This window comes from Nocardiopsis sp. iso_237 (assembly GCF_056173345.1).
This window is the reverse complement of sequence record NZ_CM149669.1, coordinates 4,976,773-5,002,309: the sequence shown is the minus strand read 5'-3', so window position 1 is coordinate 5,002,309 and position 25,537 is coordinate 4,976,773. Positions and strand designations below refer to the sequence as shown.

At 72.5% G+C, this 25,537-nt stretch carries 8 protein-coding genes; 6 read left to right on the top strand and 2 right to left on the bottom strand.

Annotation, left to right across the window (positions count from 1 at the left end; translation table 11 throughout):
• The first annotated feature begins 302 nt into the window (after positions 1–302).
• The 4 genes from AC0VYM_RS22540 to hrpA all read left to right on the top strand — a co-directional run bounded on the left by AC0VYM_RS22540 (position 303) and on the right by hrpA (position 20,275).
• The gene (locus AC0VYM_RS22540) at positions 303–6,626 is read left to right on the top strand and encodes a type I polyketide synthase (RefSeq protein ID WP_475455312.1); all 6,324 of its coding nucleotides are present in this window, start codon (positions 303–305) and stop codon (positions 6,624–6,626) included.
• Entirely contained in the window at positions 6,613–9,951 is a 3,339-nt protein-coding gene (locus AC0VYM_RS22535) for a type I polyketide synthase (protein WP_475455310.1), read from the top strand. Before AC0VYM_RS22540 ends, AC0VYM_RS22535 begins: the two co-directional genes overlap by 14 nt.
• A 34-nt stretch (positions 9,952–9,985) precedes the next feature.
• On the top strand, positions 9,986–16,165 hold the full coding sequence (locus AC0VYM_RS22530) for a type I polyketide synthase (protein WP_475455308.1): 6,180 nt from the start codon (positions 9,986–9,988) through the stop codon (positions 16,163–16,165).
• 144 nt (positions 16,166–16,309) lie between these two features.
• Positions 16,310–20,275 carry an ATP-dependent RNA helicase HrpA gene (gene hrpA, locus AC0VYM_RS22525; RefSeq protein WP_475455306.1) on the top strand — a complete coding sequence of 1,322 codons (3,966 nt, stop codon included), beginning with the start codon at positions 16,310–16,312 and terminating at the stop codon, positions 20,273–20,275.
• A 43-nt stretch (positions 20,276–20,318) separates the two neighbouring features.
• Here hrpA and AC0VYM_RS22520 read toward each other — a convergent pair whose 3' ends face one another.
• Together AC0VYM_RS22520 and AC0VYM_RS22515 are read right to left on the bottom strand one after the other, a co-directional pair.
• Positions 20,319–20,957 carry a pyridoxamine 5'-phosphate oxidase family protein gene (locus AC0VYM_RS22520; protein ID WP_475455304.1) on the bottom strand — a complete coding sequence of 213 codons (639 nt, stop codon included), beginning with the start codon at positions 20,955–20,957 and terminating at the stop codon, positions 20,319–20,321.
• A 49-nt stretch (positions 20,958–21,006) separates the two neighbouring features.
• Positions 21,007–21,483 carry a globin domain-containing protein gene (locus AC0VYM_RS22515; RefSeq protein WP_475455302.1) on the bottom strand — a complete coding sequence of 159 codons (477 nt, stop codon included), beginning with the start codon at positions 21,481–21,483 and terminating at the stop codon, positions 21,007–21,009.
• Positions 21,484–21,880: 397 nt separating this feature from the next.
• Here AC0VYM_RS22515 and AC0VYM_RS22510 point away from each other — a divergent pair, with 397 nt between their 5' ends.
• Both AC0VYM_RS22510 and AC0VYM_RS22505 read left to right on the top strand, forming a co-directional pair.
• Positions 21,881–23,083, top strand: a complete 1,203-nt coding sequence (locus AC0VYM_RS22510) for a lactonase family protein (RefSeq protein WP_475463172.1) — start codon at positions 21,881–21,883, stop codon at positions 23,081–23,083.
• A 255-nt stretch (positions 23,084–23,338) separates the two neighbouring features.
• Positions 23,339–25,447 (top strand): AIPR family protein, encoded by a 2,109-nt coding sequence (locus AC0VYM_RS22505; RefSeq protein ID WP_475455300.1) that lies wholly within the window; start codon positions 23,339–23,341, stop codon positions 25,445–25,447.
• Positions 25,448–25,537 lie beyond the last annotated feature (90 nt).

Here is a 25,537-nt window from a genome sequence, read left to right as displayed (position 1 = left end):
GCATGGGTGCAAATTCGGGTAATGAAGGCCCGAATCCTCTGTCCGAAACCCCCCTCCATTGTCAGTGCTTGTGAACTAGCGTTACGCTCTTTCGGGTTGATGCCCGTTAGTCCTGAATGGTCTTTTGTGGGTCGGCGCCGAGAACAACTCGGTCCGCCTCGGTGAAGGTGTGGTAGACGCGTCTCGAAAACAACGTCGGCCTGTGCAGGTGCACGGTCGCTTGTTCATTCCCCGTGTGAGGAACGGACGCCGCCTCTCGCACAAGGGCCGGACATGGCGGACGAGAGTGAGAGGCAGCGATCGTGAGTGGCGAACCAGAGGGAACCCCTGCCCAGGACACCTGGGAGCCGGTCGCCGTCGTCGGGCTCGCCTGTCGGTTGCCCGGTGCCGGTTCCCCGGACGAGTTCTGGCGCCTGCTCTCGGAGGGACGTGAGGCCGTGGGCCCGCCCCCCGAACGGCTCGGGGAGACGGTCACCGAACGCGGCCCCGGCTGGGGCGGTTACCTGGACGACGTGGCCGGGTTCGACGCGGGGTTCTTCGGGGTCTCCCCGCGCGAGGCCGAGACCATGGACCCACAGCAACGGCTGATGCTCGAACTCGGCTGGGAGGCGGTGGAGCGCGCCCGGATCGCCCCGAGCACCCTGAGGGGCGCACGCGTGGGCGTGTTCACCGGAGCCATCGGGTCCGACCACGCCCTCCTCCTGGACCGCGAGGGCCCCGAGGCCCTCACCCGACACAGCCTCACCGGGACGCACCGGAGCCTGATCGCCAACCGCGTCTCGCACACCCTCGGGCTGCGCGGCCCCAGCCTGACCGTGGACGCCGGGCAGGCGTCCTCGCTCGTCAGCGTCCAGATGGCCGTGGAGAGCCTGCGCCGCGGCGAGTCCGAGATGGCGCTCGCGGGAGGGGTCAACCTCATCCTCGTCCCCGAGAGCACCGAGGCCGTCGCCCGGTTCGGCGGGCTCTCCCCGGACGCCCGCTGCCACACCTTCGACGCGCGGGCCAACGGCTACGTGCGCGGTGAGGGCGGCGCCCTGGTCGTGCTCAAACCGCTGGGCCGCGCCCAGGCCGAGGGCGACCGCGTGCTCGCGGTGATCCACGGCGGTGCGGTGAACCACTCGGGGGCGGGCGAGTTCCTGACCCGCCCCACCGCGGGGGGTCAGGCCGCCGCCATCCGCGCCGCGCACGAGGACGCGGGCGTACGCCCGGACCGCGTCGGCTACGTCGAACTGCACGGCACGGGCACCCCGGCGGGCGACCCGGTGGAGGCCCGGGCGCTCGGAGAGGTGTTCGGCGCGGACCGGTCCGACCCCCTCCGGGTCGGGTCGGCCAAGACCAACGTCGGTCACCTGGAGGGGGCCGCCGGTATCGTCGGCCTGGTCAAGACGGTGCTCAGCCTGGACCACCAGACCCTGGCGCCCTCGCTCAACTTCGTCCAGCCCCACCCCGACATCGACCTCGACGGCCTCGGCCTCTCCGTGCAGGCCCGGCGCGAACCCTGGCCGGGCCACAGCCCGCTCGCGGGTGTCTCGGCCTTCGCCATGGGCGGCACCAACTGCCACCTGGTGGTGGGCCCCGCCCCGGCCACCGACCAGACCGCGGCCGAACACGGCGGCGGCTTCGGCGGCTCCCGGGTCCTGGACCCGGTCCCGTGGGTGCTGTCGGCCCGTTCGGAGGCGGCGCTGCGCGAACAGGCCTCCGCCCTGCACGCCCACGTGTCCTCCCGGCAGCGGGACCGGGCCCTGGACGTCGGCCTGTCCCTGGCCACCACCAGGGACGTCTTCGAGCACCGCGCGGTGGTCTTCGCCTCCGGTGAGGACGACACCCGCGAACTGGAGTCGGTCCGCCTCGCGGACACGGGCGGCCCCCTGACCGACCCCCACGGGCCGGTGCTGGTCTTCCCCGGTCAGGGGGGCCAGTGGGTCGGCATGGGGCGCGATCTGCTCACGGGTGACGGGCTCCTGGCCAAGGCGTTCTCCCAGCGGATCCGGGTCTGCGAACGCGCCCTGCGCCCGCACGTGGACTGGTCGCTGTCCGCCGTGCTCCGGGGCGACCCCCAGGCTCCGCCCCTGACGGGGGAGGGGGCCCGGGTCGACGTCGTGCAGCCGGTGCTCTGGGCGGTGATGGTCTCGCTGGCGCAGGTGTGGTCGGTGCTGGGGCTGCGGCCCTCCGCCGTGGTCGGCCACTCCCAGGGGGAGCTGGCCGCGGCCTGCGTGGCCGAGGCCCTGCCCCTGGAGGAGGCCGCGCGGATCGTGGCCCTGCGCAGCCGCGCGCTGACGGCGTTGGCGGGCAGCGGTGCCATGGCGTCCCTGGGCGTCTCGCCGGAGGAGGCGGAGGAACTGGCGGCCTCCCTGCCGGACCTGCACGTCGCCGCGGTCAACGGGCCGCGCGCCGTCGTGGTCTCCGGCGCGCCGGAGTCGGTCCGCGAGGCGGTACGCGGGTGTGAGGAGCGGGGACTGCACGGCTCCCTGGTGGACGTGGACTACGCGTCCCACTCGGCGCACGTGGAACGTATCCGGGGGCGGTTGCACACCGCCCTGGGCCGGGTGCGCTGGCGCCCCGCGAAGATCCCCTTCTACTCCACCCTGACCGGTACGGAACCGGGCGGGAGCGGCCCGGCCCTGGACGCCGACTACTGGTACGAGGGCCTGCGCAACCAGGTGCGGTTCGCGTCGGCGGTGCGGGCGCTGGCCGCCTCCGGGCGCCGCACCTTCATCGAGGTGGGCCCCCACCCCGTGCTGTCCTACGGTCTGCGGAGCACCCTGGCCGAGGCCGGGGTGCGCGGACACGTGCTGGAGACGCTGCGTCGGGGCGAGGGCGACCAGGCCCGGTTGCTCACCGCCGCGGCGGAGGCCTTCACCGCCGGGGTCGACGTCGACTGGGCGAACCTGTTCGAGGGCACGGGCGCGCGCACCACGGACCTGCCCACCTACCGCTTCCAACGCGAACGGTTCTGGCCCCGTGCCCGGGCCAGGGCACGGGCGGTCGCCCCCGCCGAGCCGTTGGACGAGCGGGGTCTGGAGCTGGTTGACGGGCGCACGGTGTTCGGCGGGCGCTTGGACGACGCCCGCCAGTCGTGGGTGCTCGACCACCGGATGCTCGGCCGTACGGTGCTGCCCGGCGCGGCCGTGGCCGGTCTGCTGTCGCACGCCGGTGAGCGGTCGGGCGCCGCCACCGTCGCGGAACTGACCGTCGAGGAGCCGCTGGTGCTCCCCGGCGGCGGCCGGGAGACCGAGGTGCAGGTGACCGTCGGGCCCGCTGACGAGAGCGGAGCCCGGGACGCGAGCGTGCACACGCGCGGCCCCGGCGAGACCGGGTGGACCAGGCACGCCTCCGGTTCCCTGGAGCCGGGTGGACTCACGTCCGAACCCCTCGTCGGAGCCTGGCCGCCACCGGAGGCGGTCGACGTCGGTCTGGATCCCGAGGACGCCTACCGGCGTCTGTCGCGCCGGGGCTACGCCCTCGGTCGGCTCTTCCGCTGCCTGCGCCAGGTGTGGAGCCTGGGCGACACCCTCCTGGCCAGGGTCGCCCTCCCGCGCGGCCACGGACAGACGCTGACCGGGCTGCACCCCGCGCTCGTCGACTCGGCGCTGCACGCGGCGCTGCTGTTCGGTTCGCGGTCCGAGGACACGACCCTGGTGTCCGCGTCCTGGCGCGGCCTGCGCACACGCGCCGGGGCCGCGCCCACGGAGCTGTGGGTGTCCCTGGAGCCGCTGGGCGCCGACCGCTACCGGGTCAGCGCCCTGGATCCGACCGGCCTCCCGGTCCTGGAGGCCGACGAGGTCGGGTTCCGTTCGGTGGAGCAGGGGGCGCTGCCGCCCGCGCCCGGCGAGGAGCCGGTGCTGTACCAGCTGCGCTGGGACCCGACGACCGTGCCGAGGAGCACCACCGACGCCCCCGCGAACCTGCCCGACCTGGACGACCTGGACCCTGACGGCCCGGTCCCGGACGTGGTCTTCGCCGAGCTTCCGGCCGCCGTCGTCTACGCCGAGGGGGAGAGTGTCCCCGACACCGTGCGGGAGGGGTTGTCGGCGGCGCTGGGGACGGTCCGCTCCTGGTTGCGTGACGAACGCTTCGCTGACTCCACCCTGGCCCTGATGACCTGGCGCTCCGTCTCGGTCGGACCGGACGAGCACATCGGCGGCCTGGCCGCCGCCCCCGTGTGGGGGCTGTTGCGCTCGGTCCAGCGCGAACACCCGGGTCGGCTGCTGCTGGTCGACACCGACGGCTCCGAGCGCTCGCACGGCATACTGCCCTCCGCCGTGCGCTCCGGCGAACCCCAGATGGCGCTGCGCAACGGCGGTGTCCTGGTACCGAGGCTGGTCCCCGTGGCCGACGCCGACCGGTCGGCGTCCGCGGCGCCCGTCTGGCGCCTGGACGCGGACGGCTCCGGTTCCTCACGGGACCCGGACCTGTCGGCGGCCTCGGACGCCACCGCGCCGCTGGTGTCCGGCCAGGTACGGGTCGCCCTGCGCGCCGTGGGCGTGGGCCGCCGCGACGTCTCCACCGTGATCGACGGCGGAGCGGGGCGGCGCGGGGGTCTGGACGGAGCGGGGGTGGTCGTGGAGACCGCCGAGGACGTCACCGACCTGTCCGTGGGGGACCGTGTCACCGGCCTCTTCCCCGGCGCGACCGGCCCGATGGCCGTGGCCGACCGCCGGGTGCTGGCACCCGTCCCCGACACGTGGGGGTGGGCCGAGGCCGCCGCGATCCCCGGGGCCTACCTGGTCGCCTACCACGCGCTGGTCGACGTGGCCGGGCTGCGGCCCGGCGAGAGCGTCCTGGTGCACGCGGCCGCCAGCGGTGTGGGCCTCGCCTCGGTCCAGTTGGCCCGGCACATGGGCGCCAGGGTGTTCGGCACCGCGGACCCGCACCAGTGGCCGGTGCTGGAGGACTACGGCCTCTCCCAGGACCGGCTGGCGCCCTCCCGGACCCTGGACTTCGAGGACGCCCTGCGAGCGGCCAACGGCGGTTCGGGCATGGACGTCATCCTGAACTCCCTCACCGGCCGGTTCGTCGACGCCTCCCTCCGGCTGCTGCGCTCACCCGCCGACGGGCGCGGGGCCGGCGGCCGTTTCGTGGAACTCGGCGGAACCGACGTGCGCTCGGAGGCGGAGGTGGCCGCCGCCCACCCCGGGCGCGGTTACGAGAGCTTCGACCTCCTCGACCTGGCTCCCGAACGCGTCGGGCAGATGCTCACCCGCGTCATGGAGCTGCTGGCGTCCGGGGCCGTGCGGCCGTCGCCGGTGAACGGGCTCGACGTCCGCGACGCCGAGGAGGCGTTCTCCGCGGTGCGTCGCGGGGAGTACATCGGTCGCACCGTCCTGCACCTGCCTGCTCCCTTCCCGCACGGCGCGACGGTCCTGGTCACCGGTGGAACCGGAGAACTCGGCCACCGGGTGGCCCGCCACCTGGTCGCCGGCTACGGGGTGCGCCACCTGACCCTGACGAGCCGTCACGGCGAGTCCGCCCCCGGGCAGGACGAGCGGACCGACGAGCTGCGCCGGATGGGCGCGGAGGTGGTGGTGCGGGCCTGCGACGCCGCTGACCGCCCCTCGTTGGAACGCCTGGTCCGAGGGCTGGACCGGCCGCTCGGCTCCGTGGTGCACGCGGCCGGGACGGTCGACGGATCCCCCGTCCTTGACGGTGACCCGGACCGGTGGGAGGAGACGCTGCGGTCCAAGGTGGACGCGGCCTGGAACCTGCACGAGCTCACGGAGGACCTGCCCCTGGCCTCCTTCGTGCTCTTCTCCTGCGCGGGCGGGGTCGTGGGGTCGCCCGGACACGCCCACCAGGCGGCGGCGGACGTCTTCTGCGAGGCCCTGGCCCACCTCCGCCGCGGCCGGGGCCTGCCCGCGACCTCCCTGGCCTGGGGCCCGTGGCGCGGAGACGACCGACCGGCCGAGGAGGACGACGCCGCCACGGCCGGTGGTGTCCTGTGGCCGATGCCGCCGGACCGGGCCCTGGCCAAACTCGACGCCGCGCTGTTCCTGCGGGGGACCGCGTACGTTCCGGCGCTGCTGGACACCGAGGCCCCGGACCTGCCGGTGCTGGCCGCCGGTGCGCGTGCCGAGGCCACGGCCGCCCGGCCGACGGCGCCCCTCGTGCCCCGACCCGCCGTGGAGCGCGCCGACGAGGAGAGCGCGGCGGAGCCCGGTCCCACCGGGGGTGACTGGACCGGGGTCGACGGCCCCGAGCGCGAACGCCGCCTGCTCGCGGAGGTGCGCGCCCACACCGCCGACGTCCTCGGGCTCCGTGGCGGCGCGGCGGTCCCCGCCGACCGGCCCTTCCGCGAGCTCGGACTGGACTCCATGGGCGGGGTCGAGCTGCGCAACCGGCTCTCCGGGGCCACCGGGAGGCGGTTGCCCGCCACGGCGGTGTTCGACCATCCCAACCCGCGTGCCATGACCCTGTTCCTCACGAAACTTCTGGAGACTACTGACGACGCGGCCTCGGTGGTCGCGGACGAGACCGACGACGGGACCAACCGGACCGAGGGAGGCGCCGGCGACGCCGCCGGAGCCAGCGACATCGACCGGATGGACGTGGCGGGCCTGCTCGGCCTGGCACTGGGAGATCAGGGCCGTGACTCGGCCGAGGGGGAGACGGTTGATGGCTACCGATGACGTGGGGAACGCGCAGCTGGTCGAGGCGCTGAGGGCCTCGCTGAAGAAGAACGAGCAGCTGCGCCGCGAGGTCGAGCGGACCTCCGAGCCCATCGCCGTGGTGGGTATGGCCTGTCGGCTGCCCGGCGGTGTGGACACCCCCGAGGACCTGTGGGCCCTGCTGGACAAGGGCGCCGAGGCCGTCGGCCCGCTGCCCGGCGACCGGGGCTGGGACGTGGACGCGCTCCTGGGCCGTGGCGACGGCGGCGCGCGTTCGGCCATGGGCCAGGGGTCCTTCCTGGAGGACGCCGCCGGGTTCGACGCGGGGTTCTTCGGGATCTCCCCGCGCGAGGCCGAGGCCATGGAACCCCAGCAGCGCCTGTTCCTGGAGGTCGCCTGGGAGGCGATCGAGCGGGCGGGCATCCCGCCGACCTCGCTGAACGGCACCGACACCGGTGTCTACGTGGGCGCGATCCCCCAGGAGTACGGTCCGCCCCTCGCCCAGGCCCCCGGCGACGGGTTCGCGATGGCGGGCACCACGACCAGCGTCATCTCCGGCCGTGTGGCCTACACGCTGGGTCTGACCGGGCCCGCGCTGACGGTGGACACCGCCTGCTCCGCCTCGTTGGTGGCCGTGCACCTGGCCGCGCGCGCCCTGCGCGCGGGGGAGTGCGCCCTGGCGGTGGCGGGCGGTACGACGGTCATGTCCGACCCGGGGCTGCTCACCGAGTTCACCCACCTCCGGGGACTGGCCCCCGACGGCCGTTGCAAGGCCTTCGGCGCGGGCGCCGACGGGGCCGGCTTCTCCGAGGGGGCGGGCGCGGTCCTGTTGGAACGGCTCTCCGACGCCCGCCGCAACGGGCATCCGGTGCTCGCGGTGATCCGCGGCTCGGCGGTCAACCAGGACGGTGCCTCCAACGGGCTGACCGCGCCCAACGGGCCCTCCCAGGAACGCGTGATCCGGGCGGCCCTGGCCGACGCCGGGCTCGCACCGGGTGACGTCGACCTGCTGGAGGCGCATGGGACCGGCACCACGCTCGGTGACCCCATCGAGGCCCAGGCGCTCCTCTCGGCCTACGGCACCGGACGGAACCCGGACCAGCCGCTGTGGCTCGGATCGCTCAAGTCCAACGTGGGCCACACCCAGGCCGCCGCCGGTGTCGCCGGGCTCATGAAGCTCGTGCTGGCACTGCGCCACGGCACCATGCCCCGCACCCTGCACGCCGACGAGCCCAGCGGCCACGTCGACTGGTCCCCGGGAACCCTGCGCCTCCTGAACCGCTCCCGTCCCTGGCCCGAGGGGGACCGTCCCCGCCGGGGCGCGGTGTCCTCGTTCGGGATGAGCGGTACCAACGCGCACGTGGTGGTGGAGGAGCCCCCGGAGGAGGAGCCCTCGGAGCGGCCCCTCGCTCCACCGCACCACGCGGCGCTCGGGAACGGGATCCCGGTGCCCTGGGTGCTGTCCGCCCGCGACGGCGCGGCGCTGGCCGCTCAGGCCTCCCGTCTGCGCCAACACCTCCAGACCCGGCCGGAGGCCGACCCCGTCGACGTCGGCCGGACCCTGGCCGCCGACCGGGACGCCTTCGAACACCGGGCCGTGGTGATCGGCCGCGTTCCCGGTGACCACCTGTACGGGCTCGACGCCCTGGCGGCGGGGCGCCCCGACCCGACGGTGCTCACGGGCCGCGCCCCCGGCGACCGCGGCACCGTCCTGGTCTTCCCCGGTCAGGGCGGCCAGTGGGCGGGCATGGCCGTGGAGCTGCTGAGGTCGTCGCCGCGCTTCGCCGCGCGCATCGCCGAGTGCGAGGCCGCCCTGGCCCCGCACGTGGACTGGTCGCTCGGTGCCGTCCTGCGAGGGGAGGAGGGCGCCGCGTCCCTGGACCGGGTCGACGTCGTCCAGCCCGCGCTGTGGGCGGTCATGGTCGCCCTGGCCGACCTGTGGACGGCCCACGGCCTGCGCCCCGACGCGGTCGTCGGCCACTCCCAGGGCGAGGTCGCCGCCGCCTGCGTCGCCGGGGCGCTGTCCCTGGAGGACGGCGCGGCGGTGGTGGCGGTGCGCAGCCGCGCGGTCCTGACCCTGTCCGGCACCGGCGGCATGCTGTCGGTGGCCCGGTCCGAGGAGCAGGTCCTGGCCGACATCGCCGACGAGCCGCTGCACGTGGCCGTGGTCAACAGCCCCTCCGCCACGGTGGTCGCCGGTGACGCGGAGGCGCTGGACCGCCTGGCCGACCGCTACGAGGAACAGGGGGTGCGGGCACGCCGGGTCGCGGTCGACTACGCCTCCCACACCCCGCACGTCCAGCGTCTGCGGGAGACCCTGCTGAGCTCGCTGGCCACGGTGACGTCCCGCCCGGCCGACATCCCCATGTACTCGACCCTCACCGGGCAGCCGGTGCGGGACGGGGAACTGGACGCCCTGTACTGGTACCGCAACCTCTCCGAGCCCGTGAACTTCCAGCGGGTCACCGAGTTCCTGCTGTCCACCGGGCACGGCGTGTTCGTCGAGGTCGGACCGCACCCCGTCCTGAGCATCGCCCTCCAGGAGACCGCCGAGGCCGCCCACTCGGGCGAGACCGCCGTGCTGGCGACCCTGCGCCGCGACGAGGGCGGACCGGACCGTTTCCTCGCCTCGATGGCCGAGGCCCACGCCCACGGCGTGCCCGTCGACTGGTCCACCGTCTTCGGGCCCGGAGCCCGCTCCGCGGACCTGCCCACCTACCCCTTCCAGCGCCGCCGCTACTGGCGCTCCCGTGCCGCGACCCCGGCGGCGCCCACCGCCGTACCGGAGCCCGGAACGGCCGGAGCCGAGCCGGAGCCCGGACCCGCGCGGACGGCGGTCCGTGCGTGGACACTGCCGGAGGGCCTTTCCGACGCCGAGCGCCAGGACGCCGTCATGGGCCTGGTCCGCACCGAGACCGCTGTGGTGCTCGGCCATCCCGGCCCCGAGGAGGTGGAGCTCCGCCGGGGCTTCCTGGACGCCGGAGGCACCTCCCTGGCGGCCGTCACCCTGCGCAACCGGCTCAACGAACTCACCGGGCTGAATCTGCCGGTCACCGTCGTCCTGGACCATCCGACCCCGGTGGAGCTCACCGCCCACCTCCTGGAACGGCTCGCCTCCGACGAGCGGACTCCGGTGGGGTCCCTTCTGGAGGAGCTGGACCGGCTGGAGGCGTCGCTCTCCGCCGCCCCCGTGGAGGCGAACGTCCGCGACGAGGTCGAGGAGCGCCTGCGCGGACTCCTGCGCCGCCTTGGTGAGGGCACGCGGACGGACGGCGGACGGGACCTGGAGGAGGCCTCCGACGATCAGCTGCTCGAACTGATCGACCAGGAGTTCGGGATCTCCTGACCAGAGCGAGAACGTACAGGAAAGTAGCACCGGCATGACTCACGAGAACAAGTTCCGCGACCTGGTCAAGAAGATGGCCGTCGATCTGCGCCAGGCGCGCGCACGCGTCGACGAACTGGAGGAGCGCGACCACGAACCCGTCGCGGTGGTCGGGATCGGCTGCCGCTTCCCCGGCGGGGCGAACACCCCCGAGGCGCTGTGGGACCTGCTCACGGAGGAACGCGAGACCCTCGGCGCGTTCCCCACGGACCGCGACTGGGACCTGGAGGGCCTGTTCGCCCCGGACCCCGACGCCCCCGGGAGCACCTACGTGCGGGCGGCGAGCTTCCTCGACGGAGCCGGAGACTTCGACCCCGCGTTCTTCGGCGTGAACCCGCGCGAGGCACTGGCCATGGACCCCCAGCACCGGCTGGTGCTGGAGACCGCCTGGGAGGGTCTGGAGCGCGCCGGGATCGTCCCGTCCACCCTGCGCTCCACCCCCACCGGAGTGTTCGTGGGCATGGTCGGGCAGACCTACGGCCCGCCCGTCCAGGACTCCACCGCCGAACTCATCGGCTACCGGATGCTCGGCGCGATGCCCGCCGTGGCCGCCGGACGCCTCTCCTACACCCTGGGGCTGGAGGGCCCGGCGGTGACCGTCGACACCGCCTGCTCCTCCTCCCTGGTCGCCCTGAACCTGGCCATGCGCTCCCTGCGCTCCGGTGAGACCGGGCTGGCCCTGGCCGGGGGCGCCACCGTCTTCACCGACACCTCCTCCTGGGTCTCCTTCTCCGGTCACGGCGCGCTCGCCGGGGACGGCCGCTGCAAGGCCTTCTCCGAGCACGCCGACGGCACCGGTTGGGGGGAGGCCGCGGGCATGCTCGTGCTCGAACGCCTCTCCGACGCCCGCCGCAACGGACACCGCGTACTCGCGGTCCTGCGCGGCGGCGCCATCGGTCAGGACGGCGCCAGCAGCGGACTGACCGCCCCCAGCGGGCCCGCCCAGGAACGGGTGATCCGCCAGGCGCTCGCCGACGCCCGTCTGACCCCCGGCGAGGTCGACGCTGTGGAGGCCCACGGCACCGGCACCCGGCTCGGTGACCCGATCGAGGCCAACGCCCTGCTGGCCACCTACGGCCGCGACCGCACCGGCGCCCCTCTGTGGCTGGGATCCCTGAAGTCCAACATCGGGCACACCGCGGCCGCCGCCGGGGTGTCCGGGGTGATCAAGATGATCCTGGCGATGCGCGAGGGGATCCTGCCGCGCACCCTCCACGTGGAACGGCCCACCTCCCATGTGGACTGGGCCTCGGGCTCCGTGGAACTGCTCACCGAGGCCCGCTCCTGGCCCGACACCGGACGGCCCCGGCGCGCCGGGGTGTCGTCGTTCGGGGCCAGCGGCACCAACGCCCACGTCATCGTCGAGCAGGCCCCGGATCCCGAACCCGCCCCCGAGACCGACCCCGGCGCGCGGCCGGTCACGCTCTCCCGGCCCACCGGCCCCGCCCCGGTTCCGGCCCCGATCCCGTGGGTGCTCTCCGCGCAGACCCCCGACGCGCTCGACGCCCAGGCCGACGCCCTGCGCGCCCACGTCGAGGCCCACCCGGACCTGGACCCCGCCGACGTCGCCTGGGGCCTGGCCACGGAACGCGAGGCCCTGCCGCACCGCGCCGCCGTGGTCGGCACCGACCGCGCCGCCCTCCTCGGCGGCCTGGCCGCTCTGCGGGAGAACACCAGGGAACCGGGGACCGTACGCGGACGCGCCCACGAGGGCCGCACCGTCTTCGTCTACCCCGGCCAGGGCTCCCAGTGGCCCGCGATGGCACGCGAACTCCTGGACTCCTCTCCGGTCTTCGCTGACCGGATCGCGGACTGCGAACGGGCCCTCAGCCCCCATGTCGACTGGTCGCTGACCGACGTGCTGCTCCAGCGTGACGGCGCGCCGCCGCTGGACCGGGCCGACGTCGTCCCGCAGGCGCTGTGGGCGGTCATGATCGCGCTCACCGCGCTGTGGTCCTCCCACGGCATCCGCCCGGACGCGGTGGTCGGTCACTCCCAGGGCGAGGTCGCCGCCGCCCACGTGGCCGGTGCCCTGTCCCTGGAGGACTCCGCCAAGGTCATCGCCCTGCGCAGCCGCGCCGTCCGCGCGCTGGTCGGCAACGGCGCCATGGCCGTGCTCGCGCAGGGGGAGGAGCGGGTGCGCGACCGCCTCTCCGAGTTCGGTGACCTCCACGTGGCGGTGGTCAACAGCCCCGGGACCACGGTGGTCGGCGGAGACCACGCCGCCGTCGACCGGATCGTCGCCGCCTACGAGGCCGAGGGCGTCCGCGCGCGGGTCTTCTCCGCCGACGTCGTCTCCCACATCCCCCGCACCGAACCGGTCCGCGCCGAACTCCTGGAGTCCCTGGCCGACATCCGGCCGCGGCGCCCGGACATCCCCGTCTACTCGCCCGTCACCGGAGGCCTGCTGGACCGGCCGATGGACGCCGACTACTGGTACGCGGGACTGAGCCGACCGGTGCTCTTCCAGAAGGCCACCGAAGCGCTCCTGGCCACCGGCCACACCGTGTTCGTCGAGGCCAGCGCCCACCCGGTCCTGACCGTGCCGGTCCAGGAGACCGTGGCCGAGTCCGTCGAGCGGGCCACCGCCGTCCCCACCCTGCGCCGCGACGACGGCGGCCCCGAACGGTTCCTGACCTCGCTCGCCCACGCCCACGTCGCCGGGGCCACCCCCGACTGGTCCACCGTCCTCGACGGCCCCCGCGCCCCCGTGGACCTGCCCACCTACCCCTTCCAGCACCAGCGGCTCTGGATCACCGGGGGCCGGAGCGGCGGCGACGTGTCCGCCGCGGGCCTGGAGACCGAGGACCACCCCCTCCTCGGCGCCGCCCTGCCACTGGCGGAGACCGGAACCACCCTGTTCACCGGCCGGGTCTCGCGGCGGAGCCACCCCTGGCTGACCGACCACGCGGCGGGGGACACCGTCCTGCTGCCCGGGACGGCCCTGCTCGAACTGGCCCTGAACGTGGGGGAGCGCCTCGACAGCCCCCACGTCGAGGAGATCGTCGTCCAGGCCCCCCTGATCCTGCCCGCGACCGGCGCGGCGCAGCTCCAGGTGACCGTCGAGGCCGCCGACTCCGAAGGGCGCCGGGCCTTCGCCGTGCACGCCCGCCAGGCCGGTGACCCCAACGCCCCCGACCTGGGGGACCGGCCCTGGACCCGGCACGCGAGCGGCGTCCTGGCTCCCGAACCCGCGCGCGCGGGCGAGGACCTGGTCGCCTGGCCGCCGCCCGGCGCCGACCCCCTGCCCGTCTCCGACCTCTACACCCGCATGGGCGACATCGGCTACACCTACGGCCCCGCCTTCCGCGGGCTCGTCGCCGCGTGGCGGCTGGGCGAGGAGGTCTACGCCGAGATCGAACTGCCCGACCCCCAACGGGCCGACGCCGCCCGGTTCGGACTCCACCCCGCCCTGGCCGACGCCGCCCAGCACGCCGTCGCCTGCGCCCCCTGGATGCCCACCGACGGGATCCGCCTGCCCTTCACCTGGAGCGGTGTCACCCTCCACACGGCCGGGGCCACCAGGCTCCGGGTCCGTGTACGGCCCACCGGCACCGACGAGGTCGCCATGGTGCTGGCCGACGGCACCGGCGCGGCCGTGGCCACCGTCGACTCCCTGGTCCTGAGGGCCCCGGCGGACGGCCCCGTCGCCGCCGCCCCGGCCGACGACCTCTTCCACGTCATCTGGACCCCCGCCGCCACCGAACCTGCGGCGGAACACCAGGTGTGGGCGGTGCTCGGGGAGGACATCCTGGACACCGCGGCCGCGCTCACCGCCTCCGGGCACACCGTGCGCGTCCACGCCGACGCCGACGCGCTCACCCGCGCGCTCGACTCCGGTGCTCCGGTCCCCGAACGGATCCTGCTGCCCTACCTGTCCCGCCCCGCCGAACCCGGTCCCGCGCACGTGCACACCGTGCTCAAGCACGTCGTGGCCCAGACCCAGCGCCTGCTCTCCGACGACCGGGCGGCCACCGCCCGCCTGGTGCTGCTCACCCACGGGGCGGTCGCCACCGGCCCGGACGAGGACGTCCCCGACCTCGTGCACGCGCCCCTGTGGGGCTTCGTGCGCTCCGCCGAACACGAACACCCGGGCCGGTTCGCGATCGTGGACACCGACGACCCGGGCCGCACCGCGCCGCTCCTGGTCAGCGCGCTCACCGGCGGCGCCCACCAGTCGGCCGTCCGCGCCGGGGCCCTCCTCGAACCGCGCCTGGCCCGCACCGAACCGCAGGGTGCCCCGATCGACTTCGGTGACGGGACGGTCCTGGTCACCGGGGCCACCGGCGCCCTGGGCGGGGAGGTCGCGCGCCACCTGGTCGACCGGCACGGCGTCACCGACCTCCTCCTCGTCAGCCGCAGGGGCCCCGACGCCAAGGGCGCCACCGAACTCAGGGAGGACCTGCTGGCGCGCGGGGCCTCGGCCACCCTCACCGCGTGCGACACCGCCGACCGGTCCGGGTTGGCCCAACTGCTCTCCCGGCACCGGGTCTCCGCCGTGGTGCACGTGGCAGCCACCCTGGACGACGGTCTGCTCACCTCACTCACCCCCGAGGGGATCGACCACGTCCTGCACCCCAAGGTCGACGCCGCCTGGAACCTGCACGAACTCACCGACGACCTGTCGGCCTTCGTGCTGTTCTCTTCTGCCGCCGGGACCCTGGGCAGCCCCGGACAGACCGACTACAGCGCCGCCAACGTGTTCGTCGACATGCTCGCCCACCACCGGAGGGCCCACGGCCTGCCCGCCACCTCCCTGTCCTGGGGCATGTGGGAGCGGCGCGGCGAGAACACGGCCAAGCTGGGGGAGAGCGACATCGTCCGCTACGCCCGGCTCGGCATGGCCGGGCCCGTCGCCACCGACCACGGACTGCGGCTGTTCGACGCCGCGCTCGGCAGCGGCCATCCGCACCTGCTGCCCGTCCCCATGGACCTGGCCGGGGCGCGTGCCCGGGCGGCCAGGTCCGGGGAGGTCGCCACGATGCTGCGCGGACTGGTCCGTCCGCCCCGGCGCCGGGCCGGCACGGGCGGCCCCTCCGCAGACGACCTGCGGCGCGCCCTGGCCGCGACCCCGCAGGAACAGCGCCACGGGGTGGTGCTCGACCTGGTCCTGGGCCGTACCACGGAGGTCCTGGGGCAGGGTGCGGCCGAGGCCGTCACCGCGGACTCGTCCTTCCTGGAGATGGGCTTCGACTCGCTGACCGCGATCGAACTGCGCAACCACCTCAGCTCGGCCACCGGGCTGCGGCTGCCCGCCGGGCTGGCCTTCGCACACCCCACCCCGGCCGCGCTGGCCGCGTTCCTGAACGGCGAACTCACCGGCACCGTCGAGGAGGCGCCCCGGGAACGGCGGGACACCTCCGACAGCGCGCTCGTGGACCTGTTCGTGCGGACCTGTGAACAGGGCAAGATCGTCCAGGGGCTGGACCTGATCTGGGCGGCCTCCCAGGTGCGCCCCACGTTCGACGGGCCCGATCAGATCAGCGAACCCCGCGTCCCGGTCCGCCTGTCCAAGGAGGGCGGCGGCGTGCGACTCATCTGCCTGCCGTCGGTCCTGATGATCTCCGGGGTACAGGAGTACGCCCGGTTCGCGGGCGGTGTGCGCGGACTGCGCGAGGTGGACGTCATCCCGCAGCCCGGGTTCGCCGCCGGGGAACCCCTGCCCGCCTCCATCGAGGCGGTCACCCGGGTCCTGGCCGACGCCGTCGTCGAGTGCGCGGAGGGGCGCCCCTTCGTCCTGGTGGGCCGCTCCTCGGGCGGCTGGGTGTCGCACGCGGTGGTCGAACGCCTCGAACGTCTCGGCCACCCTCCCCGCGCCTCCGCCATGATGGACACGCCCCACCCCAGCGACCTCGCGACCATGCCCACGCTGGAGACCAACGTCGTCGAGCGCGGCGAGATGCTCGGCATCATGGACGGGGTACGGCTCACCGCGATGGGCGCCTACCTGCGCCTGTTCCGGGACTGGCGGCCCGGGCCCGTCCGCACCCCCACGGTGGTCCTGCGGCCGGAGGAACCCACCTTCGACCGCGAGGGCGTGGCGGTGCCGCCGTTCACCTGGGACCTCCCGCACGACGTCCTGCGGGTGCCCGGGGACCACTTCACCATGCTGGAGGGGCACGTGGACGTGGTCGGCCGCGCCCTGCACGACTGGTTGGAGGAGCGCGGCCTGTGAGAGGCGCCGCACCGGAACAACTCCGACATCCCGGGCGTTGCCCCTGAGGCGCGCCCGGGACGTCCCGTCCGGCACGGGCCCGTCCCGCCCAGAACCGTGCCCGCCGGGAAAACCGGTTGCCAGCCCTCCTAACCTTGAGTACTGATGAGCACCACCACGCCCGCGCCCGCCACGGACCAGCTCCGTTCCCGGTTGCGCGACCTCATGCCCGCCGACCGGCACCGTCTGCGTCGCCGTATCGACGGTCTGGCCAGAATCCGTGACGAGCGCCGCCGCGCCTCGGTGACCGCCCAGATCTCGGGCGACATCGACCGCGCCGAACTCCGCGTGGGCCTGCGCCGCGAGGCCGTCCCCGAGCTCAGCTACCCCGAGGACCTGCCGGTCAGCGCCCGGCGCGAGGACATCGCGGAGGCCATCCGCGACAACCAGGTCGTCATCGTCGCCGGAGAGACCGGCTCCGGGAAGACGACCCAGCTCCCGAAGATCTGTCTGGAGCTGGGGCGCGGCGTCATGGGCACCGTGGGTCACACCCAGCCCCGCCGCCTGGCCGCCCGCACCGTCGCGGAGCGCATCGCCGACGAGATCGGCACACCCCTGGGCGAGACGGTCGGCTACAAGGTCCGGTTCACCGACTCCTCGAACGACAGCACGCTGGTCAAGCTGATGACCGACGGCATCCTGCTCGCGGAGATCCAGCACGACCGCATGCTGCGGCAGTACGACACGCTCATCATCGACGAGGCGCACGAGCGCAGCCTCAACATCGACTTCCTGCTCGGCTACCTCAAACAGCTCCTGCCCAAGCGGCCGGACCTGAAGGTCGTCATCACCTCCGCGACCATCGACCCGGAACGGTTCTCCCGCCACTTCGACGACGCCCCCATCGTCGAGGTCTCCGGGCGCACCTACCCGGTCGAGGTCCGCTACCGGCCCATCTCCGAGGACATCCTCGACCCCGAGGAGAAGAACCCCGGCCCGGGAACCGACAAGGACCAGACCCAGGCCATCCTGGACGCCGTCGACGAACTCTCCAACGAGGACCCCGGGGACGTCCTGGTCTTCCTCAGCGGGGAGCGCGAGATCCGCGACACCGCCGAGGCCCTAGAAAAGAAGAAGATCCGGGGCCTGGAGGTACTTCCCCTCTACGCGCGCCTGTCCGTGGCCGAGCAGAAACGCGTGTGGTCCCGGCACGGCGGCCGCCGCGTCGTCCTGGCCACCAACGTGGCCGAGACCTCGTTGACGGTCCCCGGCATCAAGTACGTGATCGACCCCGGCACCGCGCGCATCTCCCGGTACTCGCACCGCACCAAGGTGCAGCGCCTGCCCATCGAGGCGGTCTCACAGGCCTCCGCCAACCAGCGCAAGGGCCGCTGCGGCCGTGTGTCCGAGGGCATCTGCATCCGGCTCTACTCCGAGGAGGACTTCCTCTCCCGCCCGGAGTACACCGACCCGGAGATCCTGCGCACCAACCTCGCCTCGGTCATCCTCCAGATGGCCGCGCTGGGCCTGGGCGACGTCGCCGCCTTCCCGTTCGTGGACGGCCCCGACCACCGGCAGATCAAGGACGGCGTCAACCTGCTGTCCGAACTCGGCGCCCTCCTGCCCGAGAACCGGGACGAACCCCACCGTCAGCGCCGCCTGACCCCGACCGGACGCCGCCTCGCCCAGCTGCCCATCGACCCCCGCCTGGGCCGCATGGTCCTGGAGGCCGAGAAGCGCGACTGTCTGGCCGAGGTCATGGTCATCACCTCGGCCCTGTCCATCCAGGACCCCCGCGAGCGCCCCACCGAGAAACAGCAGCAGGCCCAGCAGGCGCACGCCAGGTTCACGGACAAGGAATCGGACTTCCTCGCCTTCCTCAACCTGTGGAACCACCTGCGCGACAGGCAACAGGAGCTGTCCGGCAACCAGTTCCGCCGGATGTGCCGCGACGAGTTCCTCAACTACCTGCGGGTACGCGAGTGGCAGGACATCCACGGCCAGCTCAAGCAGGTCCTGCGCACGATGGACATCGAGGTCCCGCCGCTGCGCGAGGAGGCCGCCGACCCGCGCTCCGTGCACATGTCGCTGCTGGCCGGTCTGCTCTCGCACGTCGGCCTCAAGGACCCGGACAAGCACGAGTACCTGGGCGGCCGGGGAGCGCGGTTCGCGATCTTCCCCGGCTCCGCGCTGTTCAAGAAGCAGCCCCGCTTCGTGATGGTCGGTGAACTGGTGGAGACCTCCAAGCTCTGGGGTCGCATGGTCGCCAGGATCGAGCCGGAGTGGGCCGAGGAACTCGGCGCGGACATCGTGAAGCGCGGTTACAGCGAACCGCACTGGGAGCGCAAGCGCGGCGCCGTCATGGCCTACGAGCGGGTCACCCTCTACGGGGTGCCCATCGTCGTGCAGCGCAAGGTCTCCTACGGGAGGATCGACCCCGAACTCTCCCGGGAGCTGTTCATCCGCCGTGCCCTCGTCGAGGGCGACTGGGAGACCCGGCACCAGTTCTTCCACGACAACCGCAAGCTGCTCGACGAGGTCGAGGACCTGGAGCACCGCGCCCGCCGCCGCGACATCGTGGTGGACGACGACACGTTGTTCGACTTCTACGACCGTCGCGTGGCGGACAGCGCCGTCTCCGCCGCCCACTTCGACTCGTGGTGGAAGAAGGCACGCCGCACCGAGCCCGCGCTCCTCGACTTCACCCGCGAGGAACTCATCAACGACGGTGTGGAGGGAGTCAGTGAGGACGACTACCCGGACGTGTGGCGCCAGGGCGCGTTCGTCTTCCCGCTCACCTACCAGTTCGAGCCGGGCAGCGACTCCGACGGCGTCACCGCGCACATCCCGGTGAAGTTCCTCAACCAGGTGGAGAACACCGGCTTCGACTGGCAGATCCCCGGCCTGCGCGACGAGCTCATCACCGCGATGATCCGCTCGCTGCCGAAGCCGCTGCGCCGCAACTTCGTCCCCGTCCCGGACAACGCGGCCCGCGCCCGGGGAGGGATCACCCCCTACGAGGGCTCCCTCACCGAGGCGCTGGCCGCCGAACTCACCGTGATGGCGCACGGAGAACGCGTCCGCCCGGAGGACTTCCAGCTGGACCGGGTCCCCGACCACCTGCGGATCACCTTCCGCGCCCTGGACGACCGCGGGCGCACGCTGGCCGAGTCCAAGGACCTCGAACAGCTCCGCGCCAAGCTCAAGCCGCGCCTGCGCGAGGCGATCGCCACCGAGGCCAAGGGCGTGGAGAAGAAGGGGATCACCTCCTGGGACTTCGGTCCGCTGGAGCAGACCCTGGAACGCAAGGCCCTGGGGCCCAAGGTCAAGGGGTATCCCGCTCTGGTCGACGAGGGCGAGAGCGTCGCGATCCGCATCTTCGACACCCGGCCCGAACAGCGCGCGGCCATGCGCGCGGGCACCCGGCGCCTGCTCATGCTCACCATCCCGTCCCCCGCGACGGCGGTCAGCAAGGGCCTGAACAACCCGGACAAGCTCGCCCTGGCGGACAACCCGCACGGGTCGATCCGCAGGATGCTGGAGGACGCCGAGGCCGCCGCCGTCGACCACCTGCTCACCCGCGAGGGCGGGCCGGTGTGGAACGCCGACGACTTCGCCCGGCTCTGCGACCGGGTGCGCGCCGACCTGGGCGACACCCTCGCGGAGATCCTGGACCGCACCGCGCGCGTGCTCGTGCTGTGGCGCAAGGTCAGCAAGAAGGTCAAGGGCACCACCTCCCTGGCGGTCCTGCCGTCCCTCAACGACGTCCAGGGTCAGCTGGGCGACCTCGTGGGCGACGGGTTCGTCACCCGCACGGGGCCGGCCCGCCTGGACGACGTGCACCGGTACCTGCGCGGGATCGAGTACCGGTTGGGCAAGCTCCCCGAGAACCCGCGCCGCGACCAGGTCAACATGTCCAAGGTCGAACAGATGCGCCAGGCCGTGGCGAAGGTCCGCGGGGCGCTCCCGGCGGGCCGGGCCGACGACCCGGACGTGGTGGAGCTGCGCTGGATGCTGGAGGAGTACCGGGTCAGCCTCTTCGCCCAGGAACTGCGGACCGCCTACCCGGTCTCGGACAAACGCATCATGAAGGCGATCGAGGCCGTCAAGGACGCGGGCAGGCGGCCCTAGGCGCGGAGGGTCGCCCCGCCGGGGCGACCCTCCGCGGCCCCTCCTACCGAGGGCCGGGGCCGGCGGCGGCGTGCCTTCCGGCCTTCGCCGCGAAGAAGTCGCCGCCCTTGCGCAGGGTGTCGTCCGTGCCCCAGGACTCCTCCGCGCCGACCCGGCGCAGGTGCGGGATGTGCTTGCGGCAGTGGATGTAGGCCTCCTCGACCTGCACCATCATCCACATCTGCGCACGCTGCCCCGGAACCTGCGGCAGGGGCAGACTCGGGACGTGCGGGCGCAGCGTCTCGTCCTCCATGATCTTCACCCGGCCGTTCACGTGCAGGCCGATCCGCTCCCGCTCGAAGTCGAGGAACATCAGCCCGATGTGCGGGTTCTCCAGGATGTTGCCCGCGCTGGCGAACACGCCGTTGCCCCGGTACTCGGGGTAGGCCAGGGTCCGGTCGTCGATGACGTGGACGAACCCGGGCGGCCCGGCCCGGAAACTGGAGTCGCACTCGCCCCGGGCGTCCGCCGTGGCGACGAACAGCATCTCCTGGCGGGCGATGAACTCCTTCATGAGCGGGTTCAGGTGGTCCAGCATCTGGTCGCGGTAGAAGCGGTCGGCCCGTTCGGCGGTGCCCATGACCGCCTGCACGTGGCGTTCTCCCTCGGTCCCGGGCGTACGGTTCTGATGGCTCTGAGTCATGGACGAAGGCTTTCGACGGGGGTGAGAGGAGGTGGGGTGCGGGTCCGCGTCAGCGTCGCCGGTGGGACGTGTGCGCGGGTTGGGGGGCCTGTTCGGCCCCGGCGATCATGTTCGCGGTGATCCACTGGTAGACGAGCACCCAGGCCGAACTCATCGAGGACGACCAGGTGGGGGAGACCTCGCTGACGGCGCGGACCAGGGCGCGCCCGACGTGCGGGTAGTGCTCGGGCAGCACCCCCAGCTCGTCGCGGTGCTGCCGTCCCAGGCTCTGCAGGTAGCGGGCCACGTCGTCGGGGCTGTCGAGGTACCGCACCACGGACAGCAGGGCGTCCGCCATGCGCTGCTGCTGGGGCTTGATGTCCTCGGAGAACATGCTCCGCACCTCGGGGACCATCATGAACAGGTTCTCGTAGAAGGACCGGGCCAGACGCGTGGATCCCTCGGGGATGTCCACACAGGACTGACGGACCAGCTCGATGATCTCCTGGTCGGGCAACGGCACTTCGGACAGTGAGCGATGGGTCAAGACGAATCCAGACGTCGGGTGAGCGGGGAACCACGGAACGCGATGGGGGACCGGTGTACCGAGGCTCGGGTTCCTCTGGCGGTGGTCTTCGTCCGCGGGGTATCACTCGGTCCCGCGGGTGCAGCGCCGAAACGGTATCCGCTCGCGGCCTCGTCGATCCGAGGCCCGGAACCCGAAGACGAACGGGACAGGTCGGAGTGAGGGGGACCTGACCACCGTTAATCGGGCTGTCGAGGAGGAACTGTAACAGAAGGGCTACGTGAGGCAGAGGATTCTCTTGGTGAGCACCAGGTGAGGGCGCTCCGCGCCGTCCTTCCCCGCCGACGACCGGGACGGTAGCATTCCGGCCGTGGTCTGGACCACGATCCTGCCCGAGGCGACGGAAACGAGACACCCTGTGGACACACCACGACGGCTCCTGCTCGTGGGGACCTACACCCCTGACTCCGACCCGCCCGGCAAGGGCGAGGGCGTCCACCGGGTCTGGTTCGACCCGGAGACCGGCGAGCTGAGCTCGGACGGCGTCGCCGCCCGCACCACCGGACCCTCGTTCCTCGCCTTCCGGCCGGACCCGCCCACGGTGTACGCGGTCAACGAGAGGGCCGAGGGCTCACTCACCGCCTTCCGGGTGCACGGGGACGCCACCCTCACCGAACTCGGCTCCGCGCCCACCGGCGGGGGATCGCCCTGCCACGTCCGCCACCTGGGCCCCGAACGGGTCGCGGTGGCCAACTACGCCAACGGTGTGGTGACCCTCCAGCCCACGGGCGAGGACGGCGCGCTCACGGAACCCCGCCGCGAACTCGCGCACCGGGGCCGCGGTCCGGTCACCGACCGCCAGGACGGCCCCCACGCGCACAGCACCGCGGTGGTCCTCGACTCGCACGACCCCCGCCTGCGCTACCTGCTCGCCGCCGACCTCGGCACGGACGAGCTGCGCGTGTACCACTACGCGACCCCGCTCAACGAAGAGAACCAGGGCCCGGCCCCCGACATCGACGAAGGCCTGCTGGGCACCGTCCGCCTGCCCTCCGGCACGGGCCCCCGGCACATGGCCGTCAACGGCCGCCACGTCTACGTCACCGGGGAACTGGACTCCCGAGTGCACGTCGTGCGCTGGAACCCCCGCAACGGCACGGGGGAGCACCTGGGGTCCGTCCCCGCCGTGGGCGACCCCCTCCCGGACAACTTCCCGGCCGAGATCGCGCTCCACCGGCTCAAGGTCGAGGGCCGCGAGATCGCCGACGGCGACGCCCTCCCGATGACCACCACCTACGAGGGGCGCGTCTACGTCTCCAACCGCGGCGCGGACGCGGTCTCGACCTTCGCCGTCCGCGACGAGGGCGCCCGCCTGGAGCACCTGGCCGACACCCCCGTGGGCGCCTGGCCCCGCCACTTCACCGTGGTCCGGGGGCACAACGGCCAGCCCGACCACCTGGTCGTGGCCGCCCAGAACGAGGACTCCCTGATGTCGCTGCGCATCGACCCGGACACCGGAATCCCCGCCGACACCGGCCACCGCCTCGACGTCCCGGTCCCCGTCTGCGTGCTGCCGGTCCCCATCAAACGCATCCAGCGCGCCGAGGCCGCCCGGGGCTGACCGGGGAAGTACTGGACATCCCCAAAGGGCCACCATTGGTCCGATCTCGACCTTCGGTGGCCCCTCCCGCGAACCCTGTCGCATTCGATGACGGGCGTTGCGCTGGATACCACGAGGTGTCGCAGGCGCCGCCACCGATACCTCCGGCGTCACGGGATCCATCCTCGCTTGAGATTCGTGGCTGGATGAGGAGGGCATTGAACGAAGCCGGAGAAACGGAGGGGGAAGGCCATCTGCGTCGGTAGGCTCGTGGGTATGGCCACCCCCATCGCCGTTCGGCACGTGAGAATCGCCATCTGCCAACATTTCGCGGATGTGATCGACTTCAGTGACTCTCCCGGAAACTCCCTCAAGGACGAAGACCCCTCTTCCGCTGCTCTTACCAGAGGGCTGGCGGCCTTGGCCGTCGCGAAGCTGTCCGGATGTGAGATCGAGGAGGCAGGGGCCTCGGTTATCGACGGAACGGACGACGGTGGGATCGACGCCGTCCACGTCGACAGCAGCCGGAGCCAGCTGTTCCTGGTCCAGTCCAAGTGGCGGGCCAACGGTAACGCGACGCTCGACCTCGGGGCCACACTCAAGTTCTGTGAAGGGGTTGGCCGGATCCTCTCAGCGGAAGTCGACGCCTTCAACGACAGGTTCCAGAAGCTGTGGCCAGCAGTCCAGGAAGCAATCGACAACTCACGAGTGAGGATCACCGTCGTGATCGCTCTCCTGGGAAACGAACCCGTGCACGAGGACATCCGGTCACGGCTGGACGCGCTCGTGGAGCTGCACGGTGAAGACATCCTCGATGTGGAGTACGTGCATTTGCGCGACTTCCATCAGTTCGTCAAATCAGGTGTCAGCCGCTCCAGAGTGGATCTGGAAGTAATGGTCGATCTCTGTAACAAGTACGAGGCCCGCCAGAGTCCGTACAAGGCCTACTTCGGCACTGTCCCCGTTGGCCAGATCAAACAGTGGTTCGACGACCACGGCGACCGTCTCTTCGACGGGAACATCCGCAGGTCCCTGGGTGTCACCGGGGTCAATCAGGAACTCATCGACACGTTGAAGTCCGAGCCACAGCACTTCTGGTACTTCAACAACGGCATCACAGTCCTCGCCGAATCCGTCCGCAGGGGCGTGAAGTACACGGGGACGGCAGGGGGAAGCGGCCAACTGACAGTAGAGGGGGCTAGCATCGTCAATGGTGCCCAAACCGTCACCGCCATCCACCGGGCGGTTCGGGATGAACCCGATCTGGGGGAGCGTGCCCAGGTCGGGGTCAGGTTCATCTCGCTGGGTGAGGAGGAGGGTGACTTCGGGGAACGAGTCACTACCGCGACCAATACCCAGAACCAGGTGGAGCGGCGCGACTTCGTTGCCTTGGACAAGGTACAGGCTGAGCTCCGGGACGACTTGGTGCTGACGCTCGGCAAGACCTACGCGCTCAAGCGCGGAGAACAGATCATCCCTTCCCAGGACGTCGGTTGCACGGTTCGGGAGGCCGCTCTGGCGCTGCTGTGTGCTGAACCCCGACCCGAGTGGGTGGCCAGGGCCAAGGAGAACGAGGACGTGCTGTGGGGGCCTGCCGGTGACCCCCTGTACAAGCGTCTCTTCGGCCCTGAGCCCACGAGCGCGCGGGTCTGGAATAGCGTTCGCCTGTTCCGGGTGACTCAGGAACGGTTGAAGTTCCTTGCCGACCAGCGTGAGGGGCGAGGTGCCGCCATCGCCGAACAGGGGCGGCTGTTCATCACCCATTTGGTGTTCCAGAACACCGACACGAGCGAGATCGGGGATCTGGACTCGGATTGGGATACCGAGCTGGAGAACGCGGCCGAGGCTGTTGAGTCTCTGCTGGACCTCACCATCCACTACGTGGACGCTCGGTTCGGTAACACCAGCTACCCGCTCACCACGTTCAAGAACCCTGAGCGGTGTGTGGAGCTGAGTGAACACGTGCTGACCCACCTGGAGACCGGGCAACCCGTCTCACCGGCTGTGCAGGAGGCTTACACCAAGCAGAAGAAGCAGCGTAAGCCGCGCACCGTGAGCACGCTCGTTGACGCCAACGCGATTCCCGAGGGCACGGCTCTGGTGTTCGAGCCACAGAGTGGTCCGCAGCGCAAGGGCATGCGGGCCTGGCTGGAGGAAGTGCCCGAACGACGGTTCGCGACGTGGGTCAACGACCGTTCGCAGCCGCTCCTGTGGGCGGCGGACGGCAGGCGTTACTCTCCGAGCAACCTGTCACTCCGGATGATCCAGGAGGCCATGGGCGTCAAGGCACCCAAGGCCGTTCAGGGGCCCAAACTCTGGTTCGTCCAGGGGGAGGGGTCTCTGGTGGAGCTCGCGGAGCAGGTACTGCGGGGCGAGGCGGAGTAGCGAGATCGTGGGGGCCGCACGAGCGTTTGGCCTCCCACAACAGCAGCTCGGGTGGCTCGGGCAGCTCCGATTCGTTCCTGTCGTAGACCG

What these genes read in the sequence shown, in the direction of transcription:
- AC0VYM_RS22535 (WP_475455310.1), top strand. Translation starts at nt 6,613, where the DNA reads ATGGCTACCGATGACGTGGGGAACGCGCAGCTGGTCGAGGCGCTGAGG.
- AC0VYM_RS22530 (WP_475455308.1), top strand. Translation starts at nt 9,986, where the DNA reads ATGACTCACGAGAACAAGTTCCGCGACCTGGTCAAGAAGATGGCCGTC.
- hrpA (WP_475455306.1), top strand. Translation starts at nt 16,310, where the DNA reads ATGAGCACCACCACGCCCGCGCCCGCCACGGACCAGCTCCGTTCCCGG.
- AC0VYM_RS22520 (WP_475455304.1), bottom strand. Translation starts at nt 20,957, where the DNA reads ATGACTCAGAGCCATCAGAACCGTACGCCCGGGACCGAGGGAGAACGC.
- AC0VYM_RS22505 (WP_475455300.1), top strand. Translation starts at nt 23,339, where the DNA reads ATGGCCACCCCCATCGCCGTTCGGCACGTGAGAATCGCCATCTGCCAA.